Source organism: Legionella quinlivanii (genome assembly GCF_900461555.1).
In the GTDB taxonomy this organism is placed as follows: Bacteria; Pseudomonadota; Gammaproteobacteria; order Legionellales; family Legionellaceae; genus Legionella_C; species Legionella_C quinlivanii.
Window position 1 is genome coordinate 2,025,446 of the sequence record NZ_UGOX01000001.1, and the last position, 23,586, is coordinate 2,049,031.

Here is a 23,586-nt window from a genome sequence, read left to right on the forward strand (position 1 = left end):
ATAACAATGAAACTGGGTATTGCTCCGATTAACTGGTGTAATGATGATGATCCAAGCCTCGGATCAGATATTGGTTTTGAACAATGCATCAATGAAATGGTCCAGGCTGGCTATCAAAGTACAGAATTGGGAAATAAATTTCCCAAAGATCCTGTTTTTTTGAAGAAAACGCTCGATGAAGTGGGCCTTGTATTAAGCAGTGCCTGGTTCAGTACCTATTTTACCGAATCTGAAAATTATCAGAAAACCTTGTCCCGTTTTCTGGATCATTTAAGTTTTATGCGTGCGATGAATGCACAATTTATTAATATTTGTGAATGCGGATATGCGGTTCAGGGTACTGAGCAGCCGGTACTAGGTGAAAATAAACCCGTATTTAATGATGAGCAATGGACTCGCCTGATTCAGGGTTTGCATGCAATAGGTCGTATCGCACATGATTATGGCATGCAGATTGTCTATCACTATCATGCCGGAACCGGCGTTTTCAATGCTTCAGAAATTGATTATCTGATGCAACACACCAGCCCGGAGTTAGTCTCCTTATTATTAGACACCGGTCATGCTGCCTTTGCCCGGATAAATCCAATAGACCTGTTGCAAAAATATCGAAGCCGCATACGCTATATTCATTTAAAAGATATCCGCGCAGCCGTTTTTGAAAGAGTTTTAGAAGAGAAACTTTGCTTTATGGATGCGGTGCGTGCCGGTGTTTTTACAGTCCCCGGTGATGGCATGATTGATTTTGCGCCAATAATGGCAGAACTTAAGAAAACTGGCTATCAAGAATGGCTGATTGTAGAAGCCGAGCAGGATCCTGCCAAAGCACCGCCTCTCGCCTATGCTCTAAGAGCCCGCGAGTATCTGCAAAAAATGATAGATTGAGTAAAATTTCCTTAAAATCTTCTCTCCCCTCAGGGGAGAGAGTTAGAGAGAGGGGGTTTTAATCAACCCTCACCCTAGCCCTCTCCCAACTTGGGAGAGGGGATTTTTTTATAACGAGTAACGGCAAAAGATGATAGATCGAGCAAAACTTCCTTAAAAATCCTCTCTCCCCTCAGGGGAGAGAGTTAGAGAGAGGGGTTTTAATCAACCCTCACCCTAGCCCTCTCCCAACTTGGGAGAGGGGATTTTTTTATAACGAGTAACGGCAAAAGATGATAGATCGAGCAAAACTTCCTTAAAAATCCTCTCTCCCCTCAGGGGGGAGAGTTAGAGAGAGGGGGTTTAATCAACCCTCACCCTAGCCCTCTCCAACTTGGGAGAGGGGATTTTTTTATAACGAGTAACGGCAAAAGATGATAGATCGAGCAAAACTTCCTTAAAAATCCTCTCTCCCCTCAGGGGAGAGAGTTAGAGAGAGGGGTTTTAATCAACCCTCACCCTAGCCCTCTCCCAACTTGGGAGAGGGGATTTTTTTATAACGAGTAACGGCAAAAGATGATAGATCGAGCAAAACTTCCTTAAAAATCCTCTCTCCCCTCAGGGGAGAGAGTTAGAGAGAGGGGTTTTAATCAGCCCTCACCCTAGCCTCTCCCAACTTGGAAGAGGGGATTTTTTATAAACAGTGTTTAGCTTATCGACTACCAGTCAATGAAACATTTGAATCGTCCGGATTAACTCCAGCAATTGGGGATACTGGCAGCAAAGGCTCTCTGTAACTCGCTATCTGCGCCCTCTCAGATGAGACGAGTGGAGCCTGAATTTCGTATTGCGCCGTCTGACTTTCCTGTAACGAGTTTTTCAAAAATAAAAGCAGTTCCTCAATTGATTTGGTATGCTCTTTGAAATAGGCGGCATAATCTGCGAAATTTTTTAATTCCTTAATAGCGAAATAGCAGGAATGCAGAAGGCTTTTTGCTTGAAGAGAGTCTATTGGAACTGTTTCCATCAAACAATGCACTGAGTTGAAAAACAGTTTTAAACGCCTGACTCGGGCATTCAGTTTGTTTTCTTCAATGGGATTTACATCGGATACACTAAAAAAGCTTCTTTTTCCCTGAATTGATGACTCAGGTTTCTCGAAATTGGCGAAAGCAATTCTCAAACGAGCACGCAGCTCAACAAGCAAACAATATTCTGATTGAATTAAGGAAAGAGCACGATGAAACTCCCTCTTCTGCAAGGGCAGTTCCTCTTCTTTCATTTGAAAAAAGAATTCCATCTCGAATCTTAGTTTAAAATCCTCCTGTTTGACATCTGTTGCTGGCTTCAAGGGATATAAGCCCTCCATTGCAAAGATATCCCACAGAGTTTGCTTGAAGGGGCTTGGCAGCATGCCAAAGCAGTTTGCCATTAATTTACTATCCTTACTCTCGATGATGGGCTGAATAGCAGGATATAAGGCTGCAAAATAATTATCGACGCCGTGTTGCGATAAAAACAGTTGAATAACAGGCTGTAATTGCTCAATTAACTCTTTTCTAAGACTAAAATTTGCTGTACTACAAATTCGTTTAATCATTATACTGAGTATGGATTCTTTTACGCCATTTATATAAGTTCCCTCAATTTGTCCAATTGTAGCCCCAGCTTTTATGAGTCTATTGATAAGACCTGGTTCACACTCAGAAATTATTGCCGCGTTTAACATCTTTATTTTTGTTTGATCCAAAAAAAATAATTGGCTTGCATCTGCTCCAAGATCAAGTAAACGCTGGGCAAACCAGAGATTATTAGTTGTGACAGCTACTCCAAGTAAACTTAATTCGTATTGTGGAGCACGAGACGAATAAACCTTATTAATATCCAGATCTTCCGCTTTTCTTTTTTCTCCTTTTGGACTTCCCACAGTGTCTTTTTTACAGAACATCGTCAGGAACACGTTTAAAAGACTTTGAACTCTGAAATCACTCAAATTCATTCGCAGCATATGACCCAAAGCATTAAAAAAGAATTGCCGTTGAAGAGACTTAACATCGGCCAGCGCTTCGGCGGAGGAGCGGAATAATTTAATTGCACTGCCGGTTTTTTTAGTCTGCCTTGGTGAACTGAGGGATTCATGCCTTAAAAGCTCAAAGAGTGCCTTGGCTGAGTTATAATGAGGACATTTCCCCGGCTTTTCCGGGGGTGCAAGTTCGTTTGGTGCAGGGGTTAAGGGGTCGAACTTTTCTTTCAGTGATTTCAATGACTGCTGAAAAAAGAACTCTACCGTTAGTTGCTGAGAAAAATCAGAATTTTTCGGCGCTGAAATATCCACGAAATGATAAAGAGACTGCCTATGATTAAGGCTCAGATTATTCATAAAAATTGCCAGGACATTAGCGTCTTCAATTTTCAGAATCAATGGGAAAATAGCCGCTAAATGATTAAAATAATTGTCCAGACCATGCTGTTTTTGAATGACATCAACAGTCACTTGTAATTGCTCATAAAGAGATTGCCTTTTCCCAGGCACAAGATGCAATAACTTACCGTGTAAATTTTCAAGCGCTATTTTTAGAATGGACACATCACCGTAAGTCAAATCAATTTGTGCATTTGCCTTTATCAGGGCAGCTAAAATATCGGAAGAACAATCCAGAATAACGGCAGCGACCAAAGGCTTGATTTGTCGCTTGTTTGGTCCTAAATCGAAGCGGTGGTTAGAGCTCGCTCCTAACTGTAATAAATCGTTGACTCTGAAAAAATCATCGGCCTGTATCGAATGGCCTAACAGGGTTTGTTTGACTGGGCTTGAAGCCAGTATTTGCTGTCTCGGCGAGCTTATAAGCGTATCAGAAATTTCATATTCCTCATCAATTATCTGTGAATACCCTGCTCGGCCATGCAATTGCTTTAATAAAGGAAAAACCTGTCTTGGATCTTTTCGGAAATGTCCTAATAAATCATTAAGTAAAGGATGAACGAGTAAAGTTGCAGGCAGTTTATTCTCTTTTCGAGCCTGTTTAGCAGCCCAATACTCTTTTGAGACAGTCAAAAAAACTTCAGGATCATCGAGATGATTCTCAGGATGCTCCTGCACATCGTTTGCATAGTCTTCAAGACTTAAAACTTTAGCAAGTTCATAGGCATAGCTCTCATCTACAGTGTTTTTATTGAGCTCATGCTTTACATGTATCGCCTTAAATCCGGCCTTTCTTGCCCACTCCACTACCCCTTCAGTGTCATCGAGAATTAAAATGTCTTCAGGGCTTAGAGGAGTGCTGCTAAATGACTTGTTGTATTCCTGCATAATGAAGTGAAGATCCGCGTTCTTTTGTTTAGTGAACAGATTCTTGGTTTCAAGATCATGATCATACTTTTTCATCAGAGTATTTCTAAACTCAGTGACATCTTCGCTGGCAATTACAAGGTTCGGGTTATTTGTTGTAAAACGAATACCAAATCGTTCAAACAGTTTGAGTAAATCAGTAATTGATGCCCCTCCACTGGAAGCAATATCGCTATCGAGTTTTCTATCGCGGGCGGTATCAATCCCTAAATGAATTGTTAAGGATGCCCAGCGTAATATCGGGATTAACAAGTCATGATTAAGAACAGAGGCATATTTTCCCTTTAAATTGACTAGTGTGTTATCAAAATCACAGGCCAGCAGTCGTATTTGAGGATGAATACCCGCGGGGATTTGAACCGTATCGCCAAGCTCAGTTTTTGCTCGCATGAAAATTCTTCCTAATGGTTATTCACAGGCAATCAATTGGCACTCCAATTATGCGAGCTCATTGTCTCAAATTCAATAAAATTGTCAATTTTTTAGTAAGAATTAGCATGAAAAAAGCAGAAGAACTACTTGATTTTGAATGCAATTTTTTTATTCTCTACAAATTTTTACAAGGTCATCATTAAATTACAGTCAAAATATCCCATTATTTTTTAAATTGTTGCACCATCAAACAGGCTCTTTGCCCCTCAAACACGCCTTTGTCCATAATATAATTTCCCAGTGTTCTGAACCCTGCCTTGGTATAAACATGTTGTGCGCGGGGATTATTTGCATCAGGATCTATAAAAAACGTATCCGCAGCAGGATCGACCATTTTACGGAAAAAGTCGATAAAGGCGCAAAGCGCTTCACTGGCAAATCCCTTACCAAGAAACTCTCTGTTACCTATACCAAAATCGATACAATAGGTAGTGCCTGTTACAGAGCGATTTTCAGCCAGAATCTTAGGGCATTCTTCTTTGGATCCAAGCGGGGAAGTTAAAATGAAAGAGGATTTTTCCTTATTGATGGAGCCAATCCAATAGCTGACATTTCCAGAAAAATAAGCCGAAGGGTTTTTCCTCCCATCCACAAAGTTAATAATATCATCCTTATGTTCCTGGCTATTGTCCCAAAACTCCAGCATATGAGGTTCGGCAAGCCAGGAAAAGATTATTTCCAGGTGATGCTTTTCAAGTTTCTCAAATTCAAACATAGCGTCCTCTCAACTATCAATTCCTGCTTTAACTTATGCTCTCAGCTGCCATAATAAATAAAGAGTAATTATATTTCTGCCCAGCGGAAATCATATTGATATTTTTTTAATTGTTATGAATTGATTAAACTCAACATAAGGAAATATTTATCATGAGCAATAATGACTTGCAACATATAGTTGGTGAAATTTCTGAAAAACCTGATGAGATTCCATTCTCTCCTGACCAGTTTGAACCCTTACCCAATAACACTCCAGAACCCAGCCCGGAAAATACTCCCGAGCCAGAACCTGTTCATATTCCTGAGCCAGAACCCATTAATATCCCGGAAAATCCGCTTTAAATTCCCTTAGGGGAGTTTTTTGGCGATTGCTTCTTTTCCCTTTTAATTTCATTACACACTGGCTTGCTTGAGTCGGGCGTGATGTCGCAGACATTCTTGATTTCCTTAATTTCCGGATGATCCTTCGCTTTGTCTTTTTTAATTGATCCCATAATTTTCTCCTATTTACTTTTATTTATAGCAAAAGCATTTTATGCTGCATGAAATGACTATCGTTGATAAGCGGATACCATGGCCTATTTTCTGCTGAAATATATTCATATCATCAGCTCCACCTTATTGTTTGGCACAGGTTTAGGCAGTGCTTTTTATATGTGGCGCGCCAATCAAAGCGCTAATATTGAAGCCATGCGTTTTGCGGCAAGGAATGTGGTGATTGCCGATTGGATATTTACAGCCCCTGCCGTCATTATTCAGCCGATTACCGGATTTTGGTTAATGGCTATTATGCATTATTCAATCACCAGCAAATGGATTATTCTCAGTTTGCTTCTATATGTAATTACCGGCGCCTGCTGGCTTCCGGTGGTATGGCTGCAAATTAAAATGGATCAATTGCTAAAAGAAACCACCCTATCCGAAAAAAGTCTGCCTGCGAAATACCACCGCTATGCAAAATTATGGTTCATTTTAGGCTGGCCTGCATTTTTCTCGGTATTAGTTATTTTTTACCTGATGGTATTTAAACCATTTTAATTGATAAAATCTGATAAGAATTCCTTAAGCTTTTCCTGATAAACTGGCTTTTATAATTATCACCAAAGGAAGATGATAAATAATAATGACAGAATCATCAGAAATTACAGGATTAACAAGAAAGCTTAATCAACTCATAAAACAAAAAAATATTAATGGATTTCCTGACCATTTAACGACAGAATTAGAAAACACATCGAAGCTGCTTAATCTTAAAGAATGTGCGTATAACGATTCGTTAAAATCACTTTTAATTCGTCTGCATCTTATTAGCATCCACGTCTTAAAAAATGCTGATTATCTCTCTGATGCTGAAAGAAACCGTATTGCCAAAAACGTTATCACCTGCACCAGGCTTATTACTAAAAGTCAAACTAATCAGGACAACAAAAAGCATCATCAGAAACTGCGGGGATTGCTCAATAGCAACGCCTTCGAATTTCGTAAATATTCCTCTCCCTGGAAACATTATCCCCTGGCTTTGATTGATTCGGTGGTGAATGCAGTTAACTACGGACGCAGTGGAATTTTCCGTACCGATTATCCACGCTCTCACTTTGCCAGTAAAGATTATGTGTCAGAGACACTGGAACATTTCACTCTCGTTAATCGTAGCGCTAGTTCGCGGATGGTTTTATCTCGCCTTGCTTCATGTCCTGATAATCCTGAAGACGAACTAATAAGTCACTTGAATCCAGAGGTCACCGAGGCCTTTGGTCCTTTTATTGCTGCAAACAAAGCTAATTCTAAACTTACGGAAGAAGTCAGAACTTTAATTGCCTCATTAAATGAAATCGCAAAACAGCTGGCTGGTGCAGAACATAATCAAGTGATTCATGCTGCCGCAAAGAAAGCGTTTCTAGCCTGTCAGGATTTGGTTCTTGAAATACTCAAAAACAAGAAAGTTTCAATCACTAAAATCAAGCAATTGTCTGTCTGTTTCAAACAAACCGCATTGGTCATTGAAAATCCTGGCAATAAAGAGCAAGTGCTTAAACTTTCGGAGATGGTGGAACAAAGTGATTATAGCCGCTATCGGGCAGATCGTGAAAAAACCAGCTATGCAGTTATTCATATCCTGGTGTCCGCAGCCCTTTTAGGCTTAGCTATATTTGAAGCAGTCGCCAGTCATGGCTTATCCATGGCTGTACATGCCTGGATTATCTCCGCTGAGGGAGTAAGTCTTGGCGTAGGTCTGGGTCAATTACACTATTTCTCTAACAGTGATCAGAGAAAGACCCTTTTCTTTGATTCTATGGAAAAAATGTGCAGCGCCACTAACCTGTCAAGCACACATCAGGACTGGGTAGACCAGAATGATCTGGTAAATCGCAGAACTGAATTGCTGGATGAAATAATCGCGCAAAAATATAAGGAGACTTCTGATTTATCAAAAGAAGCCGTCAATTTAATGACCGCCTTGCAATCACTCCAGCAATCCAGCAACTCATCTCGGCAAGAACTGCTGAAAAAACAGGCCCAGACTGTTCTGAGCTGCGCTCAGGATCTTGCGCTTGATTTATTACGAGCAGAAAAACCTTCAATGCAACGTATACAGAAACTAACTGAATGCGTGAATGCAGCACAAAAAGTGACTAGTCAACCTGATAATCCTGAGGCTGTTGCCCATTTAGTGAAACTGCTTAATCAGGGCGGATATGAGACTACCCGTGTAAATAAAAAAGATATTCTAATTGCGTCTCTTTTAGCTTTGGCCAGCATTGTACTCTTTGCAGTGACCATAACCGGTACAATTCTATCTGGCGGGACCACTGCCGGAACGATTCTCTCCCCTTTTATGCTTATGATTATGTCTATTAATCGTTTTATTCACGCCTTCCAGCGGCAGCAAACTGCTTTCACAGAGGAAGCAAGGACATTGGCCGAGTATTCGGAAATAATGGGTGATGCTCAACCTGAAGCGATCCCACACGAATTCTCTTCTGACAAAGACGGGTATGCACCAGCTTTCAGCTCGATCTGAATAGTACATAAGCGGATTCGGCTATAATTCAAATAGCAATGTATTTGGAAATCAGGATTCAAGACCTGAAAAGTATATTATAAGGCCTACGTACCCCTAAGAGCCTACGTACCCCGCTTTATGCGGGGTATCCATAGGTAGTGAGTTTTAAATGCGTTTGCCAATCAGACGCATTGCGTGGATACCCCGCATAAAGCGGGGTACGTAGGGTAAAGTTAAACCGGGGTACGTAGGGTAAAGTTAAACCGCGGTACGTGGGGTAAAGTTAAACCACGGTACGTGGGGTTAAGTTAAACCACGGTACGTGGGGTTAAGGTTAAGTCAGCAGTACATCAACCGTAGTGCCTTGTTATTGAAGGATATACGCGGCAAAGGACAGGAGACCATATGAGAGACATTCGTCAAATCCAGGATGAATCTTTTTTATTATTGCTGCAAAGCTCACTTAAAGCGATACCTTTTAATATCTTTCTATCAATAATAATCTGGGGGTATCTCATCTATCGAGGCGCCCCGGTTACAGCATCCACGATCTGGTTTCTGGCAATCGCCAGTTTAAGCATTTTACGCTGGATTTACAGCCGTCAATGTATTGCCAGCAAGTCCTATATCCATTCCAAAAAATCAAAACTGACTTTATTCGTCAGTCTCACTTTCATTATGGGAGGATTATGGGGTAGCTGTTATATTTTTTTTTACGATTATTTATCTGCTGCTCATCAAAATATAATCACTCTGGTGCTTGGAGGAATGGCAGCTGGCGGTATTGCATCACTTTCTATTTATTTACCAGCTTATTATGCCTATTTACTTCCAATGTTTATCCCTTTAATTGTTTACAATTATTCTTTTTTACAAGTTGATAAAAGCATACTTGCCACTATGTTTCTTCTATTTATTATAATGCTCATTGTAACTGCCAAATTCCCATCCAGGCTTCTTTCAGAAACCATCAGGTTAGGAAAAGAAAAAGACAGTCTGATTCAGAATCTGAATCACACCAACCATCAAAAAGATGCGGTGCTTGAAGAAATTCATCGTATTTCAATAACTGATTCACTTACAGGACTTTATAATAGAAGATATTTTGACGCTCGTCTGGATGAAGAATTGCGAAGGGCTAAGCGTAACCAGCATTATTTTAATTTGATATTAATCGATGTGGATGATTTCAAATTCGTTAATGATAATTTCGGCCATCCCGCAGGAGATTTAATGCTGAAACGATTGGCAAGGGCTATTAAAAAAACTGCTACTCGGGCAAATGATGCAGCATTCAGAATTGGAGGTGATGAGTTTGCAGCGATGCTCGCCAACAGTACCGCTGCGGAGGCGATTATTATTTGTAAGAAAATACAGGAATTCTTCAAAGAAGAATCAACTGTGAATAACACAACGCTTAGTATTGGTATAGTAACTGTACCACCTGATAACATAGAGGCGGAAGACATAATCTGTGCGGCGGATAAAGCCTTGTATCAGGCAAAAAAATCAGGGAAAAATCAAATTCGTTCGATTGAGTTGTAGTAGCAAATCTTTCGAAACGGCAAGACCCACTTTGTCTTTTCAGCGCGGCGTTGTTGCGCAAATGAAGACGGGTGCACAAAAAACTGTCTTTGTGAGGGTTAGCGAAGCAATCCATCTCTTTGCTTTGTTCAAAATTCGATCTGGATTGCTTCACTTTGTTCGCAAAGACAACAGATTTGCAGCTTGGTTCTATTTGCGCAACAATGCCACGCTGAAATGACAGATTTGTGCTAAATATCAACCGCCTATTTTTCTGCCTCAATCACATAAAGGCTGAAATTAAAATAATACTGACCCCGATATTTTTCCTCACACTCTTTCGCATACATTGCCACCATGGCCTCATTAATTTCATTGATTACAGGAAGGGAAACCTGGCCTTGAAAATAGCCCACTCCTCTGACAAATTTGCGGAAAAAATCCAGTGAGGGCAACAGTAAAGAATGCTGATTTTTCTCTATATGGAATTTGCTGAACAAACCATTTTTGATAAGATTTTCTTTTAACTTATCAAAATTACTGTATTGGCTTCGGTCTACTGGCGAAACAAAGTCACGTAATTCCGGAAACTGGCCTGACTCTGTTACCGCGACCGCTGTGTTAATGAATGGATCATCACCGCATGGAAAAAGGAGGAAGATTTTGCCTCCTTTTTTCAAGGCGCGAAATATATTGTTATAAACCCCTATCAGATGTTTAGACCACTGCAGGCACCAAAATGACACAATGTAGTCAAATTGTTCCTCAAATTGAAGTGACTCCATGTCCATCCGCTTTACTGAAAAATTTGAATAAACCCGGGTAAGTTCTGCCGCCAGGCTAATCATATTTTCTGAGGCATCAACCCCAAGAATCGAGCCAGATGGTAACATTTTAATCAAGTATTCGGTGAATGACCCATTGCCACAACCAATGTCCAATATCTTATCCTGCGGCTTGAACTGAAGTCGGGGGAGATATTCCCTTGCGGCTGTCGCCTGAACATAAGAACCAATGGCATAATCCTCTGCTGGCCAATCATCAGTTTTCATAAAGGCTCCTGTTAAAATATTAATTTACCCCTTTCAGAATAACTTAAGCAATACAATTAACTGTATTAAATATAAGACAATTAATTGAGCAATGACTTTTTAGATTAATTTGTGTACAATGATGCAATTATTATTACACATTTCTGAGAGTATCAAGGCCTATGTTTTTCCAAAACAAAACCAATATTGCTGTAATTGGAGGAAAAAAATCTGGAAAAACGGCAATTATTAAGTATTTATGTGATGCTCCCTTTTTAACTGGCGAATTACCCTCTCTATTCTTTCGCACTAAACAGATTCCGGGATCTCATGCCAAGTTTAATTTCTATGAATTAAGTTCGGAGTTAATCCTGATCAATGAAAGTTTAAAATTGAATGCCTTTCTTAAGGATATTGATATTCTTATCTATTGTATCAACCTGCCAGAGTTTTTAAATCCAGACCAGGATCATTCTTACGAAATGTCCACTGTAGAAACACTAAAATTATCCAACGCGAAATCAGGTATTCTGACTTTTCTGGCCCTGACAAATTATGACAAGCTGGACGAGCAATTTACTCATTCAGTGGACACACTTGAAAAGCAATTAATTGCAGCGGGATTTAATACATTCATAACTTCTGCAAAGCCGGATAATACGCAAACTCATTCTCCTTCCAGAGGAGCTGCTGGAATCAGATTGCTAAGGCAAGCCGTTGAAAACCATTTAGACACACAGCCAATTGACTACGCAATTTCGCTTTTGAATAATCAATATCCGGAGCTTAAAAACGCATTGAAAGAGCTGCATGCTGCCCTGAGCCATTTACCAATTTCAGAGAGAAACAGAATAGAGAATGAAACAGTCAATCTGATCGAGCGTTTTACCCGGGAGGAAAATATTTCCAAACTCGCAGCCATTAACTATTACCAGCAAACCTGTACGAAAATACTTTATGATAATGCAGACTCCAGCTTTCGCTGGCGAAAATGGTACTCGCGTGTTTTATTTAAAATCTTGTTAATTACTGTTTCTATTATGGCAGCGACTATGGCCGGCTTTGTAGTAGGTTTGGCACTTGGCGCTAAAATGACCGGCCCGGGCGCTCTTTTCATAGCGGCGTTTGGCGCTTTAATGGGCGCCCTGGCCGGAATCTATCTGGCAACCAGACTTCCCTTCGATCAATTCATTTCAAAGTTCAGCTTCTTTAGCCCTAAAGAAGAAGTGGCTCTTGGAAATGTGATCAAGGCAGCTACGATAGCAAATGAGGAAGAAATGAATTGTGAAACACAGAACGAGGATCCGTTTAAGCTGGTTTAAATAACACACTATTTAATCTCAATATTTATCGAAGGCGATACATCCTGCTCCTTGTCTGTGATTTTTTTATGAGTAAACCATAGCAGACCTCTTGACTGATCTGTTCCGATAAATCCTAGCTCCGGAATTCTTTGAGCGTATTTTTTAGCAACATAAGCATTATAGCGTCTCTCATCTGTAACTTTAATTGAATCGAGCTTTTCAGATTTTTCCTTATACGTATTCATTTTTTTATTTAAATAAATACTTTCTCCGGCTTCATCAAAGTTAGACTCTAATGTTCTGGCTATCGTATCCGGACAAGTGAATGTTCCTTCCAATGTGCTGTCGAAAATAAGATACCACAGATTTAAAGAACCAAATTCCGGTTTGATCTGTGAAATCTGCTTGATGAATTCAGCAATATTAACCGCGTTTAGTTGTAAGTAACCGGACTTGCGTGCCTCTTCCAATATGAATAACTGAATTGAGTGCGACCATTTACCATGGGTGACTCCAGCGCCTGGATCAGATGATAGATAAGCATTTTTTAGTAACACATCGAGAAATAAATCGGTAGTTAATTCATCAATTAATACAGCAGTCGATTTGGGAAAATCAAATTCAGGATTGGTTCGATATTCTGAAGAAACAGGCTCGCTAGCTCCCTGATTAAAATAATTTACACTCCCCCATTCATCAAAAAATTTTCTTATAGTATGCTTCTCGGTGCGTCCTTCTCTGCCTTCCGACTGTTTAAATTCATAGTAACTTTTAGCGAATTTCTTCAAACCGGCATGCATCATCTCTTCATTACATAAAAAAGTAAGCACCTGGATTACATCTTGTTCCAAATTCTCTTCAAGACTGGAAAACCCTGTATCACTCAAATACAATTTGTAGTCATTATTATCTGAATTTCCCTTGGTAATAAGTTGAAGCATTTTGGTACTCGATATATTCATTCAGATCAAAACTCTATCAGAAAATAATTAAGAAAACCTTATTTTGACCACAGCATCAGAAATAAATTCGCGCGTACAGCCAATTCAGTTTAAGATGAATGCTGACTGAAAGGATGCTTAACATGAGAGATACTTTCATTGGAGGCCGGCAATGGATTTGACTTACCATATTGCAGAACTGTTACTACTCGTTTCCTATTTATTACGTGATATGCTTCATCTAAGAATAGTAGCCTGTTTCGTTAGTCTGCTTTATATTTTTTATGGAATGAACCACAATCTGCCCGAGATCTATTGGTGGTCAGTTATTTATCTTGTGGTTAATATTTTCCAAATCTTATTAATTTTCAAACAAAAATTACCTGCCCAGCTCGATCCACCGCTACAAGCAATTAAAGATCAGTTGTTTACTCACATGGTAACCTCCGAGTTTGTGAAGTTAATTAAACTCAGCAAGGAGGGGGAAGCCCGCACGGCAGCATTGATGAGTAGGGATCAACCCGTATCACGTGTCCTTTTATTGACTGAAGGAAAAGCCTTGGTATATCGCGATAAACACATCATTGAACTGAAGCCTTATCATTTTCTGGGAGAAATGAGTTTTTTTAATAATCAACTCGCCACTGCGGATGTCATCGTAAAAGAGCCGGTGAAATTTATCTACTGGGAATATGAAACGCTCAAGCGATTACAGGAACGTCAACCTGGATTATTCATCTTCATGCTCGAAGCCATTGGAAAAGATATGGTACTCAAATTGATGAATACACCTGGTCTGGCCGAGGTCAGGCATTGACCACTAAACTGCCTTGATTTAATAAATTCTGCAACATTTCAACGGAAGTCGCACCAGCAGGAACATAGTTTAGCAGGGTAATCGTCTGAACCACTGCTCCATTAGGATCCGCCGATAAACTCAACAAGCTGTCATTCACTCCTCCTATGTTGTCGCTGTTAATAACAGAGATATTGATATAGTTACTCAGACTGGATGGATTGGAGGCATTATAATTATTAAATATCTGATCCAGCGTGAGCACATCGCCTTCTGCAGGTTTAAAATCGGCAATCACATCCTGTTGTGGAGATTGTGCGGTCAAAGATGCCGCATCAAAATGAAAATTATCGGCGCCCTTGCCTCCTATCATCAAATCATTTCCCATCCCGCCATTAAAGGTATTATTTTCAGCATCACCAACCAGTAAATCACCTATATCGCTGCCATTAATAACCGCGCCTCCATGTTGCTCATTCACATAAATGGCATCAAGATTTTCATTTGAACTTAAATGCAATACGCCCAAATCCTGTAGATCCAGCACGGTCAGATTGGAGTCAATTGCCGTGACATAATCCAGTACGGTATCGCCTAATCCTCCATTATCAAGCCCGTGATCGACCCCATCAAAATAAAGACTGAACTGCCAGGTGCCGCTGGTCTGATCCTGATGCAATTGATAAATATTCATCCCGGTCAAACTTAGATCAGGACTTAATACATCCGTTAAATTCAAAGCACCTAGCAAAGGAGCGACAATTGGATCAAGGATATCATTGAGTTCAGTGATTAATGTATCGGTATTCACTGCAAGATTTAAGCTCGCTAAGCCTGCCAGAAAACTGGTATCGAGATTCAGGATAATGTCTGCTCGCAAATCCTGAGAGAAACTTAAGAGATAATCGCCGTTTTCTTTGATATGCAGACCATTTACTGATACGTCCAGTATTTTAACTTCCAGCTGAGCACCTGCGGATACAGCATCTTCAAGCGTTGAGGTCAAAGCAAGAATTCCCTGATCCACAGTATCGATCGCATTATTTAAAGTGGACAAATAATTGGCATCCAAAGCATCCAGTTGGCCAATAATGGTCGTTGATAATGATGTTATCGAGTTGACCAGTGTTTGATTGAGAAGCAAACTTAAAGGAGTCGGTGTTAATTCGTCAATCAAATCAGTTAGCTCGCCGATCAGATTATCAATACCAGTCGCCGTTGCCAAACCATCGAGTAAACTATTCAGCCCGGTTCCCAGTAAATTGTCCAATCCAGTCAATAAATCGCCGACTAAATTCAGTAAAATGGCAATCGGATTGGAGTTTAGAACCGTTTGTAATTGTTGCAATAAACCATCCAGAGTATTCAGATTAGTTTCAATCGCTCCCAATGCATCATCTACCAGACCGTCCAGTTCAGTTAATAAGGGATTAAACAATAAATCAACCTGCAATCCGACACTGGCTGATAAATCAGTGGTCACTTCGACATTGAGGCTCAGGTCATTAATTCCTGCGGTTGAGCCATCAAATAACAGGGAATAGGTGTTAGTTACAGGGTTGAATAAAATCAGGTCTTCATTGGCAAAATCCCCTACACCCGGAAGATTGCTATCCGCAGCGAGTGAGAAAACCATCTGTCCGGCGTTCATGTGATTATCAGGAAACACATATAGAGAATTTATGCTTTGGCTATCGTCAAGGCCATGACTGGAACCATCAAAATACAAACTGAAATTGTTGCCATTCCATTCGATTACATCATTGGTGCCAGCCAACACATTCCCAGGTAAAGTTGAAGCAGTTGAGAGAGTAAATAATACTGAACCATTATCAAGAATATGGACGGAACTGATATTTCGATTGCTTAAACTTCCATTCGTAATTGCAGCTAAATCAAATGATTCATGAAATTGCCCATTGTTATATTCAATCAAGGTTTGATTATCATAGCCGCTGACCTGACGCTCATTTCCGCCCCCTTCAGTAGAAAAAAGAATCGTATCATGAACTTCCGTACCTTCAGTTAAGGAAAAGGAATTCAGATTTTCCGGCAAATTATCCAGCAAGCCGCCCAGTAAGCCATCGTTAGAGGCCAGTCCGTGTTCGCTGCCGTCAAAGAATAATTTAAGTGTATTAACATCCCACTGATTAGTGACTGGATTTCTGGTCACAGAATAAATATCCTCACCCCGGAAGGTTAATGCGGAGAGCGGATCAAATGGATTGGATAAGAGTTCACCCAGGGAGCCAAAGAGCAGGTCAACATTCAGAATGGGAGCCAAAGAAAAATACAAGGTATCCCCCTTCACCTCAAGACCATCGATTTCAATTAAACGAGTGTCCGGATCCAGTAAGGCAGCGACTAAACCCGCTAAATCCACATTGTTCAATGCCTGTAGTGCATTGCCAAGCAATTCATCCGTCAGTCCAATATCCTCTCCGCTGAAAAAAATATCCAGCGAACCAATATCCCAGGAGCCATTGACGCGATTGATCGATAAAACCTCGGTGCCATTCGCAGTAATTCCACCCCAAACATCCAATGTCTGTAAGGCATAGGCCAGATCAACGTCAACCAGATTACTTAATGTAAAATATAACGTACCGTTATTAAAACTGTTATCGCTTGAGGTAAAGGAAAAATCATCCATATTAAAATCAACGAGCAGATTCTGGAAAATTCCGTCATTTAAAAGACCGTCCTGAAGCCCCTGAGCACTGCCATCTAAAAACAATTCAAAGGAATAACGCCCGTCGCTGCCCTGGGTCGCCAGAACAATATCCTGATTTTCAAAACTGCCAATTCCCGGTAAATTTCCTCCCGTTGCAGTAGAAAATAAGATTTGGTTTCCAACCACATGCAACCCATCAATACTGAATCCTAAAAGCGAGAGCTGATTCAATAAGCTGGTTTCAAAATTGAAATTTTCGCTGCCATTAAACGCCATCTCATAACCATCAGCTGTTAATTTTAAGATGTCTTCATTGAAGAACACCCCTTCCTGCTCGAGAATCAGAGCCAGGGCATCTTCGGTAGTTCCTCCCGCCAGAATCCCCCCGGGGCCGATTAATGCCGCAATCAATGCCGGCAAGTCGCCCTCTATTGGATCCAATGCGGACAAGCCATAAAAACCTTCCATAGGCACTACACCACCCAATGTGGTTGTCAGATACATGGTATCTCCGGCATTGGGATTGAAGACCGCATTATCAGCCACATTGACTACAAACTGCGCGGTACCAAGATTGATCGGATCGCCATCTCGGTCTACGGCGCGAATAGCCGTACTGAAATCGAGAGCGAGCCACTCCTCATTGGCAGCATGATCAATTGCTGTGATAAGAGTAAAGGTATAATCGCCATCCGCTTCCAGTTCAAGTGTAAAGACAGGCGAGCCATTCACCAGTGCCGACAAGGTATTGCCATTTACTTCATAGCTAACCGCCTCGCCATTGACGGTCACTGCCGGCAAGTTAGTCAGTTCGGCTTGTGGACGGAATAAAAAGAATCCCTGCTCATCACCGCCAAAAGCTACCAGGGCATCAAGGCTGCCCAAGACGGCAACAGGGCCTAAGCTTAAATTGCTTTCATACACACTGGCATTTTCAGTGCTGGAGGTCACAATAGGCACATCATCCTGAATGGCGATAACAAACTGACTACCCAGATTAACCAGATCATTATCATTGTCGATAAGATTAATCACTGAGCCCAGATTAACCAATATTTGTTCAAGATCGCTGCCGTTCGCAAGAGGATGATCGATGGCAGCTAAAAGATTGAAAATAAAATTGCCTGCTATACCGCCGCTATTCAATTCAAAAGTAAAGATATCCACACCCGCAGCGCTGGCTGTCAGAATATTACCGTTCAGGGAATAACTTAAACTGGCACCGTTCGCTGTGAAATTATTAGCGCTTAAAATAGATTCATAATTAGTATCAAAAATCCATTGCCCACTGTCATTGCCAACACTTGCCAGTGCGGCCAGCGAACCGCTGACCGATAAGGTCTGTCCCCCTTCACTGTTACCAGCGGGCAGAACATCTTCATGTACAGTTTCACTCAATGAAGCGCCGCTTAGCAAGGGAATAGCATCGGTTATCTGAAGATGCTCACCCAATGAAATCTGACCGCCCACTTGATCATTATCCCCATCCAGTGCCGTTGCGATGACAAAAATACTATTCACAGCCAGATTTAAAGCATTAGCTCCTGCTGCATCAGCATGGATTACCGAGCGATATTGGGTAAAACTGATCTGCCCTCCAGCGTCAACACTCACAGTAAATACTAACTGACCATTCGCACGGCCTTCAATACTGCCATTATTATTAGTCAGCAGAATAGAGGCACCTGTTAAACTGTCGATTAGTCCTGAGTCGGTATTATCGCCGCCACTAATCTGCAACGCATAATTAAGATTGCCTTCATCCGCTCCCAAATCAGCGCCGAAAGCTGCCGCGACAGAAGTAGTGCCTGTTATGCCTAACTGAGCTTCATTAACTGTCAATAAGGGAATTTGTCCAGGATCCACGTTTAGTTGCGGTACATCGTCAATGATGAAGAGCACTGAGCTTACATCCAGCTGCGCGCTGCTGCTGTCCCCATCCCGATCCGTTAAATTGGCGGTTACGCTTAAAATATTGGTATCGAGATTAATCGAGTTTGTGCCGTTGCCATCGCCATGCACAACAGAACGAAACTGAGTGAACGAAAGCTCCCCGCTGCTGTCTATGCTGATACTAAAGACCAGCTCATCACCTGATTGCGTGCGGCCTTCGACCACGCTACCATTGAAGCTTAACATCACCGCTTCCTGACTTAGGGTATCAACCAGGCCGCTGTCGGCATTGTGAATCTGCAAGGCGTAATCAATCGGCAGACTGCCGTCCGCGCCAATCGCGGATTCAAAGGCCAGCGCCAACGACGTACTGACGGTTGTATTTAAGCTATTTTCATTGACGCTCAGGGTATCGGCGAAATCCCCATCCACCGTTAACGAAGGCACTCCGTCTATCACCTGAATCAAAGCCCCCACATCAAGGCTCTCACTGATCGTATCCCCATCGCCATCGGTGACTGTGGCCGCCAGGCTAATCAGGTCTTCAGCAAACAACAGCGAGTTCGTGCCATTGCCGGCGGGATGAATCACGCCGCGGTCTAAATCCAGTACAATCGCATTGGCATCCACGCTTAAGGTAAACACCAAAAGCCCGCCGGCTCGTCCTTCGACATTGCCCTGAGCATTGATGCTCAGCAGCACCGGCAAACCGCTTAGGCTATCGATTAAACCGGAGTCATTGCTGGCCAATTCAAATTGATAATCAACACTGCCGCCGTCAGGACCCACATTGCTGCTAAATACCGTATTCAAGGCAATCGAGCTGTTGACTCCCAGAGCCCCTTCATCCACGGTCAAAGCACCCACGCCAGGATCGGTCACTGATACACTCGGACCTGCATCCTGGATGGACACTATGGCCGATAAGTCAATGCTCTGAACCGTCTGATCATTATCGCCATCAAGGACGGTGGCGACCACTTCCACGACACTGGCCGGGAAGACCAGAGTATCTGCGGGATCGTTGCTGTCCGGATGAATAATAGCGCGAAGCTGGGTAAAGAGGAGTTCCCCGCTGGCATCAATGCTGATGGTAAAAACCAGCTCGCCATTGGCGCGGCCTTCAATGACGCCATTATTGTCCGTTAACAGCACAGCAGCGCCGCTTAAGCTGTCAGTCAAGCCGGACTGAGTATTGATAATGGATAAACTATAGGCCAATGAGCCGGCATCCTCTCCAAAATCAGGAATAAACGCAGCGGTAAGCGAGACCCTGTCCGAAATGCCCAACCCAGTTTCCATGACTAAAATGCTGCCAATTTGTCCGGCATCCACGGTTAGCTGCGGCACATCGTCAATAATAAAGAGCACTGAGCTTAAATCCAGCTGCGCGCTGCTGTTGTCCCCATCAAGATCGCTTAAGCTGGCGATAACCCATAGAATATTGTTGTCGAGATTAATTGAATTAGTGCCGCCGCCATCGCCATGTACTACGGAACGAAACTGGGTGAACGAAAGTTCTCCGCTGCTGTCTATGCTGACACTAAAAACCAGTTCATCGCTCAACTGCGTGCGGCCTTCCACGACAGTGCCATTGAAGCTTAATATCACGGCTTCCTGACTTAAGGTATCAATAAGGCCGCTGTCGGGATCGGCATTATTAAACTCTAAGGCATAGCTAATCGGCAGACTGCCGTCCGCGCCAATCGCGGATTCAAAGGCCAGCGCCAACGATGTACTGACGGTTGTATTTAAGCTATTTTCATTGACGCTCAGGGTGCCGGCGAAATCCCCATCCACCGTTAACGAAGGCACTCCGTCTATCACCTGAATCAAAGCCCCCACATCAAGGCTTTCACTGACCATATCCCCATCGCCATCGGTGACTGTAGCCGCCAGGCTAATCAGGTCTTCAGCAAACAACAGGGAATTCGTGCCATCACCGGCGGGATGAATCACACCGCGGTCTAAATCCAGTACAATCGCATTGGCATCCACGCTTAAGGTAAACACTAAAAGCCCGCCGGCTCGTCCTTCGACATTGCCTTGGGCATTGATGCTCAGCAGCACCGGCAAGCCGCTTAGGCTATCGATTAAACCAGAGTCATTGCTGGCCAGTTGAAACTGATAATCAACGCTGCCGCCGTCTGGACCTGTATTGCTGCTAAATACCGTATTCAAGGGAATCGAACTGTTGACTCCCAGACTCGCTTCATCCACTCTCAAATCACCTACATCAGGAGCAGTCACGGATAAACTCGGACCTGCATCCTGGATGGATACCACGGTGGATAAATCAATCGTGGCAATCGCCTGATCATTATCGCCATCGAGGAGGGTGGCCGCTACCTCGATTACATTGGCTGGAAAGACCAGATCATCCGCTGGATTGTTACTGTCTGGATGAATAATGGAGCGCAGCTGGGTAAAGCTCAGCATCCCGCTGGCATCTATACTAATCGTAAAAACCAGTTCATCGCTCAACTGCGTGCGGCCTTCCACGACAGTGCCATTGAAGCTTAATATCACGGCTTCCTGACTTAAGGTATCAATCAGGCCGCTGTCGGGATCGGCATTATTAAACTCTAAGGCATAGCTAATCGGCAGACTGCCGTCCGCGCCAATTGAGGATTCAAAGGCCAGCGCCAACGACGTACTGACGGTTGTATTTAAGCTATTTTCATTGACGCTCAGGGTGCCGGCGAAATCCCCATCCACCGTTAACGAAGGCACTCCGTCTATCACCTGAATCAAAGCCCCCACATCAAGGCTTTCACTGACCGTATCCCCATCGCCATCGGTGACTGTGGCCGCCAGGCTAATCAGGTCTTCAGCAAACAACAGCGAGTTCGTGCCATCACCGGCTGGATGAATCACACCTCGATCTAAATCCAGTACAATCGCATTGGCATCCACGCTTAAGGTAAACACCAAAAGCCCGCCGGCTCGTCCTTCGACATTGCCCTGAGCATTGATGCTCAGTAACACCGGCAAACCGCTTAGGCTATCGATTAAACCCGAGTCATTGCTAGCCAATTCAAACTGATAATCAACACTGCCGCCGTCAGGACCCACATTGCTGCTAAATACCGTATTCAAGCCAATCGAGCTATTTACCGCCAGATTCGCTTCATTCACACTTAAGACATCAGCGCCTGGATCAGTTACTAATAAACTTGGGCCGGCATCCTGAATGGAGATCAGCGAAGCGATATCTAAAAAGCTGCTGCTTTGGTCCCCATCGCCATCGGTGCCTATAGCCACGACAGCTACTATTCCTGGGGGAAAATTTATCACATCATTGGGAAGAGAGTTATCAGGATGAACAATAGGCCTAAGTTGAGTAAATGAAAGATCTGCATTGGCATGGATAGTAAAGACCAATACCAGGTTGCCTCCGGCATAACCCACTATCTCACCAGCAGAGTTTACGCTAAGAATTATCGGCAGCCCGGTTAAACTATCAGTCAGGCCGCTTACAGTATTATTAAGTTGAAGTTGATACTCAAGGGATGACAGGCCATCGGCACCTCCCTGACCAATAAAACTGTCGGCCAGGGAAGTGCTTAATGTGACGTTCAAAACGCTATCGCTAAACTGGATAGGCTCAGGAATGTCAGTGGACAGGACTACGAAGGGAGTATCGTCAGCAATAAGAATTATGAACTGATTATTTAAGGTAATGCTGTCTCCATCGCCATCCGTTGCTTCGATTAGAAAACCCAAGGGAATAGAATAGTCGATGCATTAGAACCCAGATGATCCAATGATTGTTGCAGAATAAACTGGTAGCTGCCATCTGTGTTTACTATTAAGGTAAACACTTCATTCCCATCTGGATCCAGCCCCTGCAATCGATTGTCTGCAACCTGATAATCCAATGGCTGTCCGCCTGAACTCAGTCCAAAACTCTCAAGAACAGTGCTTATGGCAGGTTCTGAAATAAAATGAAAGCCGGCCTGACCATCCGCACCAAAAGAAACAAGTGCGGACAATGCGCCACTAATTTCAGATAATGGATTGGGAGTATCGATATTGGCCCCTGGCAAAGCATCCTCATGCAGAAGTGACTGTTGATTGCTTCCAGCCACGGCTAGCGGAATGTCATCATTGATCCGGATAATAAAAGTTCCGGGAGGTAAATTAATATTGCCTATCTGTATAAATTCGCTTAAATCAATAACGATCTGATCCGCACCAGGCAAGGGATGATCAAGATTGTTATTTAACTGAAAACTGAACTGATTATTTGGTAGAATCTGCAGGATAAATATCGTTTCACCACCAGCCTGAGCAATCAGTTGAGAGTTTTCGATAATATAGTTAATCGGAATATCGTTTGAAGTGAAAGGTAAAACTCCAGAGCCTGCTGCTAAGGCAACTGGGCTGTTCTCGGGATTTAACAGAGACAGGTTTCCGGAATAGGCGGTTGCCGCACCGGGGGCATGCCCATTCTGAAGTCCTGATTCAAAAAGAGAAACATTGACTGAAGCGTTTGATTCTCTTGATTCATTACTGCTTTCACTATTATTTTCATCTGCGTCAGAATTGAGTAAGGTTAAACGCCTGCTAAGAAAGAACCAGTTATCCAATAGTGTATTAATGATAGACTGACTAATACCCAGTGTATCGTATCCCGCATCCACATATCCCAGAGAATAATAGGGATTGAATGAAACGAAAGTGTTTCCATCAAGATTATCGGGTTCGACAATGAGATAAGATGGAGGCAGAAAATTAAGCAGATAATTAAAAAGATCAAGATCTGCCTGCTTAACCCCCTCATCTCGTTCAGCCACATCAGCTGGCGGATAGACAGGACGCTGCACTGAAAAAAAACTATTATTAATTGAAACTACTAAGGTATTTGAAAGAAAGAGAGGAAGAATCCTAGTAACTTGTGAAAGCTCAAACTGTGTATTTAAAGCCAGTTGACTAAAGATCCCGGAGTTAACAGCGACAGCCATATAACAACATCCTTCCAGGAAAGATTTGATAATTAATTATAGTTCATTTTTTGAACAAACAAGGCAGTCCTCATTATTTCTATTTCAATG

General features: G+C 42.4%; 14 protein-coding genes. 7 read left to right on the forward strand and 7 right to left on the reverse strand.

Annotated elements, in window-relative coordinates:
* Nucleotides 1-6 precede the first annotated feature (6 nt).
* Nucleotides 7-885: a myo-inosose-2 dehydratase gene (gene iolE, locus DYH61_RS08735; protein ID WP_172463588.1), complete on the forward strand. Its 879-nt coding sequence runs from the start codon at nucleotides 7-9 to the stop codon at nucleotides 883-885.
* Between the two features lie 691 nt (nucleotides 886-1,576).
* Here the strand turns inward: iolE and DYH61_RS08740 are convergent.
* Both DYH61_RS08740 and DYH61_RS08745 read right to left on the reverse strand, forming a co-directional pair.
* Nucleotides 1,577-4,603, reverse strand: coding sequence for a hypothetical protein (locus DYH61_RS08740; protein ID WP_058507389.1), 3,027 nt, complete (start codon nucleotides 4,601-4,603; stop codon nucleotides 1,577-1,579).
* Between the two features lie 205 nt (nucleotides 4,604-4,808).
* Entirely contained in the window at nucleotides 4,809-5,360 is a 552-nt protein-coding gene (locus DYH61_RS08745; protein ID WP_058507388.1) for a GNAT family N-acetyltransferase, read from the reverse strand.
* 152 nt (nucleotides 5,361-5,512) lie between these two features.
* Here DYH61_RS08745 and DYH61_RS15745 point away from each other — a divergent pair, with 152 nt between their 5' ends.
* Nucleotides 5,513-5,704 carry a hypothetical protein gene (locus DYH61_RS15745; protein WP_058507387.1) on the forward strand — a complete coding sequence of 64 codons (192 nt, stop codon included), beginning with the start codon at nucleotides 5,513-5,515 and terminating at the stop codon, nucleotides 5,702-5,704.
* Here the strand turns inward: DYH61_RS15745 and DYH61_RS15640 are convergent.
* Nucleotides 5,701-5,856 (reverse strand): hypothetical protein, encoded by a 156-nt coding sequence (locus tag DYH61_RS15640; protein ID WP_157072291.1) that lies wholly within the window; start codon nucleotides 5,854-5,856, stop codon nucleotides 5,701-5,703. The genes DYH61_RS15745 and DYH61_RS15640 overlap by 4 nt on opposite strands.
* Before the next feature lie 79 nt (nucleotides 5,857-5,935).
* On the opposite strand from DYH61_RS15640, the gene DYH61_RS08755 reads away from it, so the two are divergent.
* The 3 genes from DYH61_RS08755 (at nucleotide 5,936) to DYH61_RS08765 (ending at nucleotide 9,911) form a co-directional block, all read left to right on the forward strand.
* Nucleotides 5,936-6,400: a DUF2269 family protein gene (locus DYH61_RS08755; RefSeq protein WP_058507386.1), complete on the forward strand. Its 465-nt coding sequence runs from the start codon at nucleotides 5,936-5,938 to the stop codon at nucleotides 6,398-6,400.
* A gap of 85 nt (nucleotides 6,401-6,485) precedes the next feature.
* Nucleotides 6,486-8,384 carry a hypothetical protein gene (locus DYH61_RS08760; RefSeq protein WP_058507385.1) on the forward strand — a complete coding sequence of 633 codons (1,899 nt, stop codon included), beginning with the start codon at nucleotides 6,486-6,488 and terminating at the stop codon, nucleotides 8,382-8,384.
* A gap of 387 nt (nucleotides 8,385-8,771) precedes the next feature.
* Nucleotides 8,772-9,911 (forward strand): GGDEF domain-containing protein, encoded by a 1,140-nt coding sequence (locus DYH61_RS08765; protein ID WP_058507384.1) that lies wholly within the window; start codon nucleotides 8,772-8,774, stop codon nucleotides 9,909-9,911.
* A 245-nt stretch (nucleotides 9,912-10,156) separates the two neighbouring features.
* Here DYH61_RS08765 and DYH61_RS08770 read toward each other — a convergent pair whose 3' ends face one another.
* A complete protein-coding gene (locus tag DYH61_RS08770) occupies nucleotides 10,157-10,942 on the reverse strand; it encodes a class I SAM-dependent methyltransferase (RefSeq protein WP_058507383.1) in 786 nt (261 codons plus the stop codon).
* A gap of 161 nt (nucleotides 10,943-11,103) precedes the next feature.
* Here DYH61_RS08770 and DYH61_RS08775 point away from each other — a divergent pair, with 161 nt between their 5' ends.
* Nucleotides 11,104-12,243 carry a hypothetical protein gene (locus DYH61_RS08775; protein ID WP_058507382.1) on the forward strand — a complete coding sequence of 380 codons (1,140 nt, stop codon included), beginning with the start codon at nucleotides 11,104-11,106 and terminating at the stop codon, nucleotides 12,241-12,243.
* A gap of 8 nt (nucleotides 12,244-12,251) precedes the next feature.
* Here the strand turns inward: DYH61_RS08775 and DYH61_RS08780 are convergent, their stop codons facing one another.
* Nucleotides 12,252-13,166 (reverse strand): LirA/MavJ family T4SS effector, encoded by a 915-nt coding sequence (locus DYH61_RS08780; RefSeq protein ID WP_083499202.1) that lies wholly within the window; start codon nucleotides 13,164-13,166, stop codon nucleotides 12,252-12,254.
* Nucleotides 13,167-13,338: 172 nt separating this feature from the next.
* On the opposite strand from DYH61_RS08780, the gene DYH61_RS08785 reads away from it, so the two are divergent.
* Nucleotides 13,339-13,983, forward strand: a complete 645-nt coding sequence (locus tag DYH61_RS08785) for a cyclic nucleotide-binding domain-containing protein (protein WP_058507380.1) — start codon at nucleotides 13,339-13,341, stop codon at nucleotides 13,981-13,983.
* Here DYH61_RS08785 and DYH61_RS08790 read toward each other — a convergent pair.
* Both DYH61_RS08790 and DYH61_RS08795 read right to left on the reverse strand, forming a co-directional pair.
* A complete protein-coding gene (locus DYH61_RS08790; protein WP_115343309.1) occupies nucleotides 13,973-22,255 on the reverse strand; it encodes a DUF5801 repeats-in-toxin domain-containing protein in 8,283 nt (2,760 codons plus the stop codon). The two genes, DYH61_RS08785 and DYH61_RS08790, sit on opposite strands and share 11 nt — an antisense overlap.
* Nucleotides 22,243-23,496, reverse strand: a complete 1,254-nt coding sequence (locus DYH61_RS08795) for a hypothetical protein (protein WP_058508164.1) — start codon at nucleotides 23,494-23,496, stop codon at nucleotides 22,243-22,245. Before DYH61_RS08795 ends, DYH61_RS08790 begins: the two co-directional genes overlap by 13 nt.
* Between the last annotated feature and the right edge of the window lie 90 nt (nucleotides 23,497-23,586).